The sequence below is a fragment of the Nostoc sp. genome (assembly GCF_036917655.1).
Classification (GTDB): Bacteria; Cyanobacteriota; Cyanobacteriia; order Cyanobacteriales; family Nostocaceae; genus Nostoc.
The window spans coordinates 130,545-144,216 of record NZ_JBALCY010000085.1 but is presented as its reverse complement, the minus strand read 5'-3'; the positions used below and the strand labels follow the sequence as shown (position 1 = coordinate 144,216).

General features: G+C 42.0%; 12 protein-coding genes and 1 pseudogene. 7 read left to right on the top strand and 6 right to left on the bottom strand.

Annotated features, from left to right (window positions below):
- Positions 1-32: 32 nt before the first annotated feature.
- Positions 33-437: pseudogene (locus tag V7K30_RS32545) on the top strand (Uma2 family endonuclease); the annotation flags it as partial.
- Positions 438-445: 8 nt separating this feature from the next.
- Positions 446-1,090: a DUF938 domain-containing protein gene (locus tag V7K30_RS32540; protein ID WP_335006482.1), complete on the top strand. Its 645-nt coding sequence runs from the start codon at positions 446-448 to the stop codon at positions 1,088-1,090.
- Positions 1,091-1,878: 788 nt separating this feature from the next.
- Here the strand turns inward: V7K30_RS32540 and V7K30_RS32535 are convergent.
- On the bottom strand, positions 1,879-2,031 hold the full coding sequence (locus V7K30_RS32535) for a nicotinate phosphoribosyltransferase (protein WP_335006480.1): 153 nt from the start codon (positions 2,029-2,031) through the stop codon (positions 1,879-1,881).
- Positions 2,032-2,482: 451 nt separating this feature from the next.
- On the opposite strand from V7K30_RS32535, the gene V7K30_RS32530 reads away from it, so the two are divergent.
- From V7K30_RS32530 to V7K30_RS32510, 5 genes are all read left to right on the top strand, one after another.
- Positions 2,483-3,898, top strand: a complete 1,416-nt coding sequence (locus tag V7K30_RS32530; RefSeq protein ID WP_335006478.1) for a nicotinate phosphoribosyltransferase — start codon at positions 2,483-2,485, stop codon at positions 3,896-3,898.
- A 4-nt stretch (positions 3,899-3,902) separates the two neighbouring features.
- Entirely contained in the window at positions 3,903-4,502 is a 600-nt protein-coding gene (locus V7K30_RS32525) for a nicotinate-nucleotide adenylyltransferase (protein WP_335006606.1), read from the top strand.
- On the top strand, positions 4,463-5,209 hold the full coding sequence (locus tag V7K30_RS32520; RefSeq protein ID WP_335006476.1) for an NUDIX hydrolase: 747 nt from the start codon (positions 4,463-4,465) through the stop codon (positions 5,207-5,209). The genes V7K30_RS32525 and V7K30_RS32520 overlap by 40 nt, the downstream gene beginning before the upstream one ends.
- A gap of 300 nt (positions 5,210-5,509) precedes the next feature.
- Positions 5,510-7,273 carry an NAD+ synthase gene (locus V7K30_RS32515; protein WP_335006475.1) on the top strand — a complete coding sequence of 588 codons (1,764 nt, stop codon included), beginning with the start codon at positions 5,510-5,512 and terminating at the stop codon, positions 7,271-7,273.
- A gap of 621 nt (positions 7,274-7,894) precedes the next feature.
- Entirely contained in the window at positions 7,895-8,803 is a 909-nt protein-coding gene (locus V7K30_RS32510; protein ID WP_335006473.1) for a peptidoglycan-binding protein, read from the top strand.
- Positions 8,804-9,732: 929 nt separating this feature from the next.
- Here V7K30_RS32510 and hemJ read toward each other — a convergent pair.
- The 5 genes from hemJ to psbQ all read right to left on the bottom strand — a co-directional run bounded on the left by hemJ (position 9,733) and on the right by psbQ (position 13,416).
- Positions 9,733-10,314, bottom strand: coding sequence for a protoporphyrinogen oxidase HemJ (gene hemJ / locus V7K30_RS32505; RefSeq protein ID WP_335006471.1), 582 nt, complete (start codon positions 10,312-10,314; stop codon positions 9,733-9,735).
- On the bottom strand, positions 10,295-10,501 hold the full coding sequence (locus V7K30_RS32500; RefSeq protein ID WP_335006469.1) for a hypothetical protein: 207 nt from the start codon (positions 10,499-10,501) through the stop codon (positions 10,295-10,297). Before V7K30_RS32500 ends, hemJ begins: the two co-directional genes overlap by 20 nt.
- A gap of 210 nt (positions 10,502-10,711) precedes the next feature.
- Positions 10,712-11,563: an alpha/beta fold hydrolase gene (locus tag V7K30_RS32495; RefSeq protein WP_335006467.1), complete on the bottom strand. Its 852-nt coding sequence runs from the start codon at positions 11,561-11,563 to the stop codon at positions 10,712-10,714.
- Between the two features lie 128 nt (positions 11,564-11,691).
- Positions 11,692-12,840, bottom strand: a complete 1,149-nt coding sequence (locus tag V7K30_RS32490; RefSeq protein WP_335006465.1) for an NAD(P)/FAD-dependent oxidoreductase — start codon at positions 12,838-12,840, stop codon at positions 11,692-11,694.
- Positions 12,841-12,960: 120 nt separating this feature from the next.
- Positions 12,961-13,416, bottom strand: coding sequence for a photosystem II protein PsbQ (gene psbQ / locus V7K30_RS32485; RefSeq protein ID WP_335006463.1), 456 nt, complete (start codon positions 13,414-13,416; stop codon positions 12,961-12,963).
- Positions 13,417-13,672: the final 256 nt, after the last annotated feature.

Sequence of the window (13,672 nt, the reverse complement as noted above, 5' to 3'; positions counted from 1 at the left end):
TGGCTTGCACCACATGATCAGGAATAATCACAATGGTTCAATCAGCCTCAAAAGTTCTGACCGTTGATGAATTTATTAGCCATTACAGTGAGTGCGATCGCTATGAATTAATTGATGGTGAATTAATTGAGATGGAACCAACCGGGCCACATGAACAAGTATCTGCTTTGATTGGGCGAAAACTGAATGTAGAAATTGATCCTCAGGATCTAAGCTACTTTATTCCTCATCGCTGTCTAATCAAACTATTAGGAATAGAAACAGCTTTTCGTCCCGATGCGATCGTGTTAGACCAAACTCAATTAATTAATGAACCATTGTGGCAACAACAACCTGTAATTACATCAGGAAACTCAATCAAACTGATTGCTGAAGTTGTTAGCACAAACTGGCAGAACGATTACGCCCGCAAGGTTGAAGATTACGCCCTGTTAGGACGATACGGATGACACCACAAGACGCACGACAATATGCACCAGCAACCCAGCGCAATAGCGAACCAATTATAGAAGTACTTTTACAAGTGTTGCCCAAGAGTGGCACGATATTGGAAATAGCAAGTGGTACTGGCGAACATGCAGTATTTTTTGCTCCCAAGCTTAGTCCTCGTCTGTGGCTGCCAACAGATGCAAATCCACAATTACGAGCCAGCATTACTGCATGGGCTGAACACTCTGGCTGTGATAATCTTTATCCACCGCTTGAGCTTGATGTCAGAGAACCAGTTTGGGCAGTAGAGAATCCTGCATTTGATTGGCTTAATAATCAGCCAATTGTGGCGATCGTCAACATCAATATGATTCACATTTCACCGTGGTCAGCCTGTCTAGGATTAATGGCAGGGGCAGGTCGGATCTTACCAGCAGGAGGTATCCTCTATTTATATGGGCCTTTTAAACAAGCTGGAGAACATACAGCAGCGAGTAATGCAGCTTTTGACGAATCTTTACGCGCCCAAAACCCAGAGTGGGGTGTACGTAACTTGGATGATGTTGTCGCAGTAGCTAGCGATCAAAACCTGATCTTGAAACAGACTTATCAAATGCCAGCAAATAATCTTTCAGTAGTGTTTGAACATTCTGCTAAGTAGGTAGGCGTAATTAAATTGTCTCGTTCCCAGTCGGAGACTGGGAATGCCTATGGGAGGCTCCGCCTCAAGAATTGCGGCTCTGCCGCAATTGAAGTGCATTTCCAGCCAGATGCTGGAAACGAGATTTGAAAAGACTTTTAGCTTAAGTTGACACCAATGAACAATGTTGTGCCCTGACAATAATCTGTACAGAGGCGCTTGTTGCAATTTGTTGTATATATTACAATACAGTTCAGTTAAGGATAATTGTAGGTTGGGTTGAACGTTCGCGAACAGCGTCCCGTAGAGAAGTGAAACCCAACAAACCCTGCAAAATGTTGGGTTTCGTTCTTCAAACGCCACTTGCTTCTCCCAAGGGGAGACGCTGCGCGAACAAGTCGGGAAACCCGCCCAACACAGTGGCTCCCCAACCTACGCTGGTTTTGGTTTTTGGCTCTAACCCAAGGGTATTGGTATATATTATGTTGAAAAAAATCAAGCAAGTCGCATCAGAGGCTTTGATTTTTCCTCCCCAACCCTACAAGGGTTGGGGTTGGGGGTTAGGTTTGAGAGAAAGTTGCAGATGGCATTAAGTAACTATTCACGCCATCAATTTTATCTTGACAGATGTTAGTCCGCTTGTTTTAAACGGCTCTAGCCGCTTAAAACAAACCTTTAATCATTCACGCCGACTTACTTAGAACTCGATTTTGATTAATGAAAACTTTTTCAGATAAAAGCCTTGCCGCACAAAGATTTCAGTCTCACTGTGCTTATAATTATTCAAGCTGGATTCTTATATTCAGCACCTAATCATTATCATCTTTACGCTTATCGTAAGGCTCACCTGTAAAAGGTTGTACGCCAATAACAGGATAAGCATCATCATTAGGTCCAAAAATCCGCATTGCAGCTTCAGAAATATACTTGGTTATGTTCGCAATGAGTTGGGAAATACCCATAATATTGGACTCCTTATTTTTGAGTCGCTTTAATTGTGCTACCTATACTTTAATCCTGAGATTTTTGACTGAATGCAATTCTCAATATATTGAAAAGATACGCAATGTTTATTCAGATAACTTCGCAATACTTTATCTTGTCAAAAAGTCAAATTTTTCTCTTTGATTCTAATTCAAACTTCGCTATTTATTCAACCCCTGTCTGGTAAATAGGCTGGAAAACAAACTTGCCTTGGCAGGATATTATTTTATTTCATTAGCCGGCCGTAAAATTAACATTATTGCTAGCTTTTACTATTAAAAAATATTAAATATTTGATAAAGCTAGTATAAATTTACCTATAAATCTACTGTTACACAGCAATCTCTAAAATATACTTGCCAGGAGTTGACATTATTTATGGTAGATATTACCATAAATAGTAGAAGCATCTTGTAAGGAAGCTCTTGCATGACAACTTTCTTAGATTTGGACTATGTACATAAACAGCAAAGCCAGCAGAACCAGGAACTAAACCTCTCTGCGGATGACTACAGCTTGCTGACCGACCTTTACCAGTTGACGATGGCGGCTTGTTACACAGGCGAAGGTATAGAACAACGACGGGCCAGCTTTGAATTGTCTGTCAGGCGATTGCCAGAGGGTTTTGGTTATTTAATTGCAATGGGGCTGACGCAGGCATTGGAATATTTAGCCAAATTCCGCTTTAGTTCCTCGCAAATTGCGGCATTACAGGCAACGGGAATTTTTGCTCACGCAAGCGATCGCTTTTGGTCACTTTTAGCTGAGGGAAAATTTACAGGTGATGTTTGGGCAGTACCAGAAGGGACAGCCGTCTTTGCCAATCAGCCACTGTTGCGGGTGGAAGCACCCCTTTGGCAAGCGCAACTAGTAGAAACTTACCTCCTGAATACTATTAATTACCAGACTTTGATTGCGACAAAAGCAGCACGGGTGCGGGATGTAGCGGGGGAGAAAGCTACACTTTTAGAATTTGGGACAAGACGAGCATTTAGTCCGCAGGCTGCTTTGTGGGCGGCGCGGGCGGCCTTAGCAGGTGGGTTAGATTCCACTTCTAATGTGTTAGCAGCGCTACAACTGGGACAAAAGCCAAGTGGTACGATGGCACACGCCCTGGTGATGGCGTTATCAGCAATAGAAGGCACTGAAGAACAAGCTTTTAGTGCATTTCATCGATATTTTCCGGGTGCGCCGTTGCTGATTGATACTTACGATACCGTTGCTGCTGCCCAGCGCTTGGCCCAAAAAGTAAATTCCGGGGAAATGCAATTAACAGGAGTGAGATTGGACTCAGGAGATTTAGTTACCTTATCAAAACAGGTGCGATCGCTCCTTCCTGGTGTGCCAATTTTTGCTAGTGGCGACTTGGACGAGTGGGAAATTGCTAGATTAAAAGCCGCTGGCGCCCAAATTGATGGTTACGGACTGGGAACGCGACTAGTTACAGGTTCGCCCGTAAATGGAGTCTATAAACTTGTAGACATTGATGGTATCCCAGTGATGAAGCAGTCGAGTGGTAAGGTTACTTATCCAGGGCGCAAGCAGATTTTTCGCTCGTTTACGGGAGGTAAGGTAAAAGCAGACAGGTTGGGACTCTTAGGTGAAAGTCTTCTGGATGAAGAACCTTTGTTGCAGTTGGTAGTGCAGGAGGGTGAACGGGTGCAGCCGTTGGAGTCGTTGGCAACAATTCGTCAGCGTACCGCCGCCTCAGTTGCCAGTTTGCCAGAAGAGACACGGCGTTTGGATCATCCTGTCTCGGTGCAGGTGGAAATTTCTACCGCGCTGCAAGAGTTGACGGAAAAAACTAAGAAACGAACCGCAAAGGACGCAGAGGACGCAAAGTAAGATGATGAGAATTGCTTTGTTTGGAACTAGTGCCGATCCACCAACTGCTGGTCATCAAAAAATTCTGAGTTGGTTGTCTGAGCGTTATGATTGGGTAGCAGTTTGGGCAGCGGATAATCCATTTAAGTCCCATCAAACACCCTTACAACATCGGGCGGCAATGTTGCAACTGTTGATTGCGGATATAGACGCGCCACGGCACAATATTGCTTTGGAACAAGAATTAAGTAGCTTCAGAACACTGGAAACAGTGGAAAAAGCGAAGCTTATTTGGGGTGAGGACGCTGAATTGACGTTGATTATTGGTTCAGATTTACTGAGTCAGCTACCACGTTGGTATCGCGTTGAAGATTTGTTACAGGAAGTGCAACTACTGATCGTGCCGCGACCGGGATATGCAATAGATGAGTCTAGTTCAGAGGTAGTGCAAAAGCTGGGAGGGAAGATTGCGATCGCTAGTCTGACCGGTCTAGATGTTTCCTCAACAGCGTACCGCGAACATGGAGATTCTGAAGCCCTCACAGCCCCTGTAGTTGCCTATATTAATCGAGAGCATTTGTACGAATGCCAGGACGTTCCCAAAAAAAGATACCAACTCCGCTAAACCAACAACCTTTGGCCGATTTCAAGGTTGGTGTTGATAATGTAATTTTTTCTGTAGATACTGCCCAAAATCGGCTGTTAGTTCTACTAGTAATGCGACAGCAAGAACCATTTTTAAATCATTGGAGTCTTCCCGGTACTTTGGTGCGTCCAGGAGAGTCTTTAGAAGATGCCGCCTATCGCATTATGGCGGAGAAAATTAAAGTTAACAATCTCTATTTAGAACAACTGTATACATTTGGTGGGCCGAATCGCGATCCACGGGAAGCAACTGATAGTTATGGTGTGCGTTATCTATCAGTTAGTTACTTTGCCCTAGTGCGATTTGAGGAAGCCGAATTAATTGCCGATCGCATGACTGGCATAGCTTGGTATCCGGTAAAAGAAGTGCCAAAATTAGCTTTTGACCATAATGAAATTCTGGCCTATGGGCACAGGCGATTGCGAAATAAATTAGAGTATAGTCCGGTGGCTTTTGAAGTCTTGCCAGAAATGTTTACCTTGAATGATTTATATCAGTTATACGCCACAGTTTTAGGTGACAATTTTTCCGATTATTCTAATTTTCGAGCGCGTCTACTCAAATTAGGTTTTTTATGCGATACCGGAATTAAGGTATCGCGGGGTGCTGGTCGTCCCGCTAGCTTGTATAAGTTTGACGCTGAAGCTTTTGCTCCCTTAAAAGATAAGCCTTTGGTGTTTATTTAACTAATCTCTACCCAAAGTCCAGGGATCATCCCAAATGTGCAAAAACCTTGATAGCCCTCATCCCCTAACCCCTTCTCCCAAATATGGGAGAAGGGGAATTAGAATCTTCTTGCCTCTCCCATATTTGGGAGAGGGGCTGGGAGTGAGGGAAAAGAGTTAAGCAAAATTGGGATGCTCTCAAATTCCAAAGTAATTAATTTTGACTCTGCCAATTTTGGATTCTAGATTTTAGATTTCTCCATCAATCCAAAATTTAAAATCCAAAATCTAAAATTGAATGACTCCTAACTCTTAACTAAAATGAAGATTGCGATCGCTCAAATTAATCCGACAATTGGTGATTTGCTTTTAAATGCCCAAAAAATCCTGGAGGCGGCACAACGCGCAGCATCTAGCGGTGCGCGTTTGTTGTTGACACCAGAACTTTCTTTGTGTGGCTATCCACCAAGGGATTTATTACTAAATCCTAGTTTTGTGGAAGCAATGGGCATCACTTTGCAAAACTTGGCCCAAGATTTACCACCAAATTTAGCCGTGTTGGTAGGAACTGTTGAACAGAATCTCAAAGCACATATTAGCGGCGGTAAAACTTTATTTAACAGTATAGCTTTGTTAGAGAATGGCAAAGTAAAGCAAATTTTTCACAAGCGACTTTTGCCTACTTACGATGTATTTGACGAACGTCGCTATTTTGAACCAGGCTTGCAAGCTAATTATTTCACTCTAGATAATATCCATATTGGCGTAACTATTTGCGAAGATTTATGGAATGATGAGGAATTTTGGGGCAAACGTAGTTATGCAGTGAATCCGATTGCTGACTTAGCAATTCTGGGTGTAGATTTGATTGTAAATTTGTCTGCTTCCCCCTACACTGTCGGCAAGCAGCAGTTTCGCGAAACAATTCTTAGGCATAGTGCAGTCCGTTTTCAACAACCGGTTATTTATGCTAATCAGGTTGGTGGAAATGATGATCTAATTTTTGATGGTCGTAGTTTTGCCTTGAATCGTCAAGGTGAAATTATGTGTCGTGCCCGTGGCTTTGATACCGATTTAGTGGTGGTCGAATTTGACGAAGCGCAACGAGATTTGCAGTTGGGTTCTGTAGCACCTGTGGATGAATCGGAAGATGAAGAAATTTGGCAAGCTTTGGTTTTGGGAGTGCGAGATTACGCTCGGAAGTGTCGCTTTTCTAAAGTAGTATTGGGTTTAAGTGGCGGGATTGACTCTGCAATAGTAGCTGCGATCGCCACGGCTGCACTTGGTAAAGAAAATGTCCTCGGTGTTCTCATGCCTTCCCCTTACAGTTCCGAGCATTCCATCAGTGATGCTGTGGCATTAGCCGAAAATTTGGGGATTACGACTAATCTTTTACCAATTGGGGAGTTAATGCAAGGCTTTGATCAAACATTAGGTGATTTGTTTGCAGGTACTGAATTTGGACTGGCAGAAGAGAATATACAGTCTCGGATTCGGGGTAATTTATTAATGGCGATCGCTAACAAATTTGGCTATCTCCTTTTATCTACCGGTAACAAGTCAGAAATGGCTGTCGGTTATTGTACTCTCTACGGCGATATGAATGGCGGGTTAGCAGTGATTGCAGATGTTCCTAAAACCCGTGTGTATTCACTTTGTCAATGGTTAAATCGCGATGTCTACGACGGGCTACGCCTACGCGAAATCATCCCGCAAAACGTCTTGACTAAACCACCCAGCGCCGAACTTAAACCAGGTCAAGTAGATCAAGACTCTCTACCGCCTTACGAAATTTTGGACGATATTTTGCAACGCCTGATTCACAATCACCAATCAGCAGCGCAAATTGTTGCAGCAGGTCACGATCCGGTGATTATAGACCGAGTAATTCAAATGGTGGCGCGGGCTGAATTTAAACGGCGACAAGCACCTCCCGGATTGAAAATCACCGATCGCGCTTTTGGAACTGGTTGGCGAATGCCAATTGCTAGTAACTGGGTTAGTGTCAAAAACGCTTACCAAACTAAAACTACACCTACCTTAGTTTGTTTGGATGGACAAGATGCCCATCCGCGAATCAAGTAGTAGTCTGTCAAGCTAAACGGGGACGCGGGGACAATTTCCCTCACCGCGTCACCCGCTCACCACGTTTTTTCCCTGATCGCAGATTTTTTACTCTCCATTATCAAGACGTTCCATTAGCTGCCAGAGAATGTTTTTCACATTTTCAAGTACAACTTTATACTCATCATATGTATATATATTTTCTAAGTCTAAGTAGCTATAGTGGAGTGTGAACCACCTAGTTTTTGGGTAAATTGCAATCCGATGATGCTTCAAAATGTAAAGCTTGTGACTATTGCTCTTGTTTTAACGTGGGTTCAATCTCGTTTTAGCTCAACGTAACTTATACAAAAGCTTATTTTTTTGACAAACAGCTTATTGATCTCATATCCTCTACAAACAAGCGTGTTCTGGATTTATATTTTTCTGTAAATCTAAATTTTATTACGTAAAAATAATTAATCAAAGTAGCCATAAGTACTTTTTTATATAGTATAACTTACGTTAATTTTTGTGTGCTGAATCATAAATTAATAGTAAAAATTTGGACGTAATCTTTAATATAAAAGTATTATTTAAGACAGCATCAATTTTTAAAATGATGTTTATACTTAGAAGTAAATAAATGAAAGCAGGTGCATAATGAAACTACAAGATTTCTTGGGAAAAGATGAGAAATGGGGATTTGATGCGATCGCTGAAGATGCAGACTTGGCTCGTCAGATTCAGATACTGTTAATTGGCTTAGGTTTGCTGGAACCTCCAGCCGATGGCAAATTTGGGCCTGTTACTGTGATATCTATCAAAAAATTTCAAGAATTAACAAAGACTGGAGAAAGTGACTTTTTAGGAGCAGTCACAGCCAAGAAACTGATTGAAACCAAACCAGATGATCTTCCTAAACCCCCCTTGAAACTTGGTAATGACATTGCCAGCAGGATTGTGAAATACTTGCTATCTAAAGATTATCAGGTATTCACCAATCCAAAAGAATACAACATTGTTTATATAGAAGGTATAAATGGAGACTGGAGTTTAAATAGTGATACACCCAATCAATTTAATGATCGGCGGATTGTCATTGAAGTAGTAAATGGTGTTCCCAAAATCGTAGATCACTGGGAAGCTACTACAGAACCAGGAAGGTATTACACTTATAATCCGATGAATCCCAAGGGAGCAGCTAGGATTCAGTTTGGACAATACAAAGCTTGGGCTGTTGGCATCCACGGCACAGCAGAGCCTCACGAAGCATTAGTGCAAGTTGGAGATATAACTGTTTGTAGAGATTTCAACAAAGATTTTAAACGGACTGGCGACAAACTTGATACAGGTGATAATTTTTATGTGAATCAACATTACGGCTTTGATTTTCCCCAGAATGATATTCGCCTTGCTAGTGCTGGTTGTTTAGTAGGACGGACTCGTGAGGGACATAGAGAGTTTATGGCGATTGTTAAACAAGACCGCCGTTATCTCGCTAATGGCAAATATGCTTTTTACACTACTGTGATTCCTGGGGATGATTTAGCGAAGATGTTTCCAGCATGAGGTCAATCAATTTTAGATTTTAGATTTTAGATTTTAGATTTTAGATTAAAAAGAGCAATCAAGTCATTAGCTCTGTCAACGAAGAGCAAAAGGGGCAGTTCTTGCGGGAGCTAGGGGAGAGCATTGATGTCAACTTAAGCCCAAACCAAACCCCTTTAAAACCTCGTTTCCAGCCAGAGGCTGGAAATGCTTTTTCATTGCGCCTCTGCCGCAAGTCTTGAGGTGGCAGCCCCCCTATCGGCATTCCCAGTCTCCGACTGGGAACGAGAATAATAGATCCCAAAGACGCGATAAATCGCCGTCAGGACGAAGGACTGATTATTGTAAAGACGGCGATTTATCGCGTCTCTTGCCTTAACCGAACAGTATTGAACCCGAACTGACGTTACTTAAGAAAAAAATCGTGGCTTTAATGCAGAAATTTTGATTTTCAGGGAAAATTTTTTATTTTAAGAGCAAAATCGTCATTTTCCTAACGATGGCTTCTCCATCGGTAGTGATGGTTGTTGAAATTGTGACAACTTGCCTAACAGCCAAGCAAACCCTTGTCTTGGGCTTACGAAATGTAGGGGTAATTCATGAATCATACGTGTCAACTTAACCAGGACTTACGCAAAAAAGTTCTGAAGTAGCGGTAATTCATGAATTACCGCTACGAAAAATCAGGTTTTTGAGACAATTTTGCGTAAGTCCTATTAACGTAAAAGTTATGTTCCGCAAAGAACTGAAGTTCCTTGCTTATAGCAAAAGTAATCTTTAGATTACTAAATATCCGCAAAATTTTTTAGTCTACTTCAGTAGACTTTAGCTAAAAGCCAGAGAACTTTAGTTCAAGGCGGGTGAGGAAGCTAACAATTAAGCTATTTCTAGCTTAAGTTGACACCAATGACACCTGTGCGTCCCTACTTTGTGTGAGATAGCAACTTTGTCTAACCTTGTTCTTGTGGTTGCCCTATCTGTGCCGTCAGCTTCTCTTTATCTTGCCTACGTTTTTTGGCGTAAAGTTGAATAGTGACTGCCATTAATATAATCATGGCAAAAATGCCCCAAACAGTGATATCCGTAGGGAGATTATTCTTAAACACAGCCAGCAGGACGATCGCTACTAACATAACTGTCGGTGCTTCATTTAAAGCACGTAATTGCTGACTATTCCAGCCACATTCATCTACTGCTAATTTCTTCATCAGCCGAGCGCAGTAATGATGATAACCAATTAGAATAGCAACAAACAGCAGTTTGATATGCAACCAACCCTCTTTTAAAATATCCGGTTCAGTGCTTAATAAACCGATAGCCATTGCGATCGTTACGAACATTCCAGGGTTAGTAATGATATAATATAGCCGCTTTTCCATAATTTGATACTGATTTTTCAGTATCGTTCGGGCTGGTTCAGGTTCAAGGTTCGCTTCAACGTGATAGATAAAAAGACGTACTAGGTAGAACAAACCAGCGAACCAAACTACAAATCCGACAATATGAAATGCTTTAAACCATGAATAAGCCATGAATCCTAATCTCCTTTACTTGTGGTTGTGATGCCTTTTTAATGGTAATAAAAAGTTCACGAATGCAGGCGCGGATAACATTGATAAATGTAGCAAAAATCCCGACTTTATTTTTTACTACAGATAAATATCTATGATTTATCTGTGGTAATCTTGGTTTCATTTTTATAATATCGATTTTTGCCATTCGGTATATTGTCAATGAGCATCTTTACGACGCATAAAGAATAGTAGGTTGGGTTGAGCGTAAGCGTTACCCAACAAAGCCTTGATAATGTTGGGTTTCGTTCCTCAAACGCCAGTTGCTACAACTCTTGGAACCCCCGCAACGCACTGGCTCCCCAACCTAGGCCAGTTTTAGTTTTTAGCCTTAACCCAAGCGTATTGAGGTATATTGTCAATGAGCATCTTTACGACGCACAAAGGGTAAAAGGTCTTCTAAAATCGCTTCGTGGTAGTGTTCTTGAGGATAATGTCCAACGTTATTAAGTTTTATTAATTCGGTATTGGGTACGGAATTGGCAAAACTTTGGGCAATTTCTACAGGTAGCCAAGGGTCAATCATACCCCATTGAATCAGAATTGGCTGTTGCCATTCTTTAAAGCCAGATTGGATTTCTGTCATTGCTGAATCAAGCTGTAAATTGCGAATACTTGCTAAGAGACTTCGACCAGATGCGGAAGTTTTCAAAAATGGTTTTCGATAAATATCTAAATCCTTATCTTCGATGCGATAACGGCTTCCACCTTCTAGCGTCCGGTCAACCAAAAGCGGATCTTGGGTAATTACTTCACCTGCCAAAGGTAAACCCATTTGTTTAATTTTCCAGGGTAATTTGGCAGCAGTTGAAATTGGTGTATTTAAGATAGCTAAATTAGCAATTTGTTCTGGATGACGCAAGGCATATTGTAATCCCACAGAACCTAAAAACCCTTGTACAACTAGAGAAAAATGTTCAAGTTCTAACGCTTTAATAAATCCTTCTAAAGCTGTGATAAAAGCATCAGGAGTATAAGCAAAATCTCGTTTTTCTGGTTTTGCCGAAAAGCCATAACCAATCCAATCTGGAGCGATCGCTCTTGTACCCTGATTCGCCAAAGCAGGTATAATATTACGCCAACTATAACTTTGTGAAACTAAGCCGTGTAGCAACAACACAGGTGCTAAGTCAGTTCTACCGATTGGTAAAGATTCGCGATAAAACCATTCCAGTGAATCTACATTGATTTTATGTTCTGTTATTGACACGCTATATTCCTATGGATTGAGAATTGGGCATTGGGAATTGGGCAATTCAATTTTGGATTTTGGATTTTAAATTTTGGATTAAATTTCAATCTAAAATCCAAAATCTAAAATCTAAAATTCTTGCTCCCCTATTCCCCATTCCCCATTCCCTGAGAAATAATCATCTCACGAATTGCATAAGCTGTGGCGGGTGCTAGTAAAACGCCGTTGCGATAATGTCCGGTAGCTAGGAGGACATTACTAAACCCTGGCAACTTACCAATAACTGGGGCTGGGCGTCCTTCAGGACGGGGACGTAACCCCGACCAAGTGCGGAGAATCGTTGCTGTGGCTAACTCTGGGCAAAATGCGATCGCTTGTTCTCTAAGAGATTCCAGTAATTCTGGATTTGGTGGTATCTCATTTCCATTGCCGGGAAATTCTACTGTTGCACCCACCCAATAATCTCCCCCGCCTACAGGAACAATATGGACATCGTTACCTGTAATCGCCGGCTGGAAGTCGGGATTGCCTAACGGATGCCCCACGCGCATTTGCAACGCTTGCCCTAGCACGGGACGAATATCAATCATCTGATTCAATTTTGCCGTGAGTGGTGTTGAACCTAGCCCTGCTGCGACTACAAACCAATCTGCGGCTATTTTTCCTTCTGTAGTCTCAAGTTGATTGCAAAATTGGGGGGAAGACTCAGGTGCTGAGGTTTGAGCATCCAAAACAGCCACACCAAATTTGAAAGTCACACCGTTGTGCTGGGCAGCCTCAACTAAAGCTAATGTGAGAGCAGTTGGATCAAGCTGGCGGTCTTGGGGAGAATAGACAGCGCCAGTAATTTTTTCGTGTAGGCGCAGCCCGTCGTAGACATCAACTTGAGGACACATATTCTGAAGTTTAGCAGTGTCCCAAATTTCTAAATGCCAGCCTTGAGAGTGGCGAATTTCTACTAGTTTTTCCCATGCTGAGATCCCCTCTTGCCTGCTGGGGGTATCAGACAAAAGCATGAGAATTCCCTGGCGATTAAAAGGAATTTTGCGACTCGTTAAAGCTTCTAGTTCAGGAATCAAAGTTTCATAGCGTTGGATGCTAGTTTGCCGCATCTGCCAAGCTTTGCCCTTGATTTTTTGACTGATTGCGCCCATCAAAACGCCAAGTGCAGCGCCCGTGGAAGCTTGTGCTGGTGATTGCCGATCGCAAACTGTGATTTTCAGCCCTTTTACTTGACTCAGTTCATAGGCGATCGCAGCCCCAACCACACCACAACCGATAATAACTACATTCATGACTTGTGCTTAGAGTTAGAAGTAAGAAGTAAGGAATTAGAAGTGAGAAGTTAAAAATTCCTAACTCTTAACTCCTAACTCCTAACTCTTAACGTACAGACGCGATTAATCGCGTCTCTCCTAACTCTCTTCTGCTTTAGGAAGCAGATCGAGGAATTTGTCAATGTCTGCGATCGCAGCTTGGGAGTTACTCAGGGCAACTTGAGGATTGCCAGCACTAGTAGCTTTATCAAGTTTAACTAGGTGGTTAAACAAATCTCGCGTTATTTGACGTGCTGTGGGTTGGTCTTTGGGTAGAAGGTTGGGAGTGACATAAGTCAGGTTCAGCCTTGCTTCTGTTACCGGGCCATGTATAAAGTTACGCACATTGATCCAATCACCTTTTTGAATCAGGGTTTTCAACTCTTGTGAGCGATCGCGTACAGCCTGAATTTCAGGAACGTATGCCTGAATTCTTTCAAGTTGCGTTGCTGTATAAGTCGGAGGTGCCACCGCGACACCAGGCCCGCCACAACTCATGAGGAATGTGGCCAATAATACTAGAACAAATGAAAAAATCGAGCGTTGACGCACCATACACTGAACTTAATTGCTTTTTGTTTGCCGATTAACAGTGTCATTTTAGATCGCTAGCGCAATTTATCGTTCTTGTCAGCTAAGGATTTTGCAGAAAATCTTGATATTTTTTACAAAAGGCAGAGTTTCATCTGCTTTTGAGGAATTATTAAGTATAATTACTTAATAAGTATTAGCCAGTCCCAACAAGAAGCGATTTTTGGCATCTGTTAGTAACCAGGATTGTTAGGGAAGTATGATTTAGAGTTGCTAAATC

Coding starts and splice junctions, on each gene's coding strand:
- V7K30_RS32490 (WP_335006465.1), bottom strand. CDS start 12,840: ATGAATGTAGTTATTATCGGTTGTGGTGTGGTTGGGGCTGCGATCGCC.
- hemJ (WP_335006471.1), bottom strand. CDS start 10,314: ATGGCTTATTCATGGTTTAAAGCATTTCATATTGTCGGATTTGTAGTT.
- V7K30_RS32500 (WP_335006469.1), bottom strand. CDS start 10,501: ATGGCAAAAATCGATATTATAAAAATGAAACCAAGATTACCACAGATA.
- psbQ (WP_335006463.1), bottom strand. CDS start 13,416: ATGGTGCGTCAACGCTCGATTTTTTCATTTGTTCTAGTATTATTGGCC.
- V7K30_RS32535 (WP_335006480.1), bottom strand. CDS start 2,031: ATGGGTATTTCCCAACTCATTGCGAACATAACCAAGTATATTTCTGAA.
- V7K30_RS32530 (WP_335006478.1), top strand. CDS start 2,483: ATGACAACTTTCTTAGATTTGGACTATGTACATAAACAGCAAAGCCAG.
- V7K30_RS32515 (WP_335006475.1), top strand. CDS start 5,510: ATGAAGATTGCGATCGCTCAAATTAATCCGACAATTGGTGATTTGCTT.
- V7K30_RS32540 (WP_335006482.1), top strand. CDS start 446: ATGACACCACAAGACGCACGACAATATGCACCAGCAACCCAGCGCAAT.
- V7K30_RS32525 (WP_335006606.1), top strand. CDS start 3,903: ATGAGAATTGCTTTGTTTGGAACTAGTGCCGATCCACCAACTGCTGGT.
- V7K30_RS32520 (WP_335006476.1), top strand. CDS start 4,463: ATGCCAGGACGTTCCCAAAAAAAGATACCAACTCCGCTAAACCAACAA.
- V7K30_RS32510 (WP_335006473.1), top strand. CDS start 7,895: ATGAAACTACAAGATTTCTTGGGAAAAGATGAGAAATGGGGATTTGAT.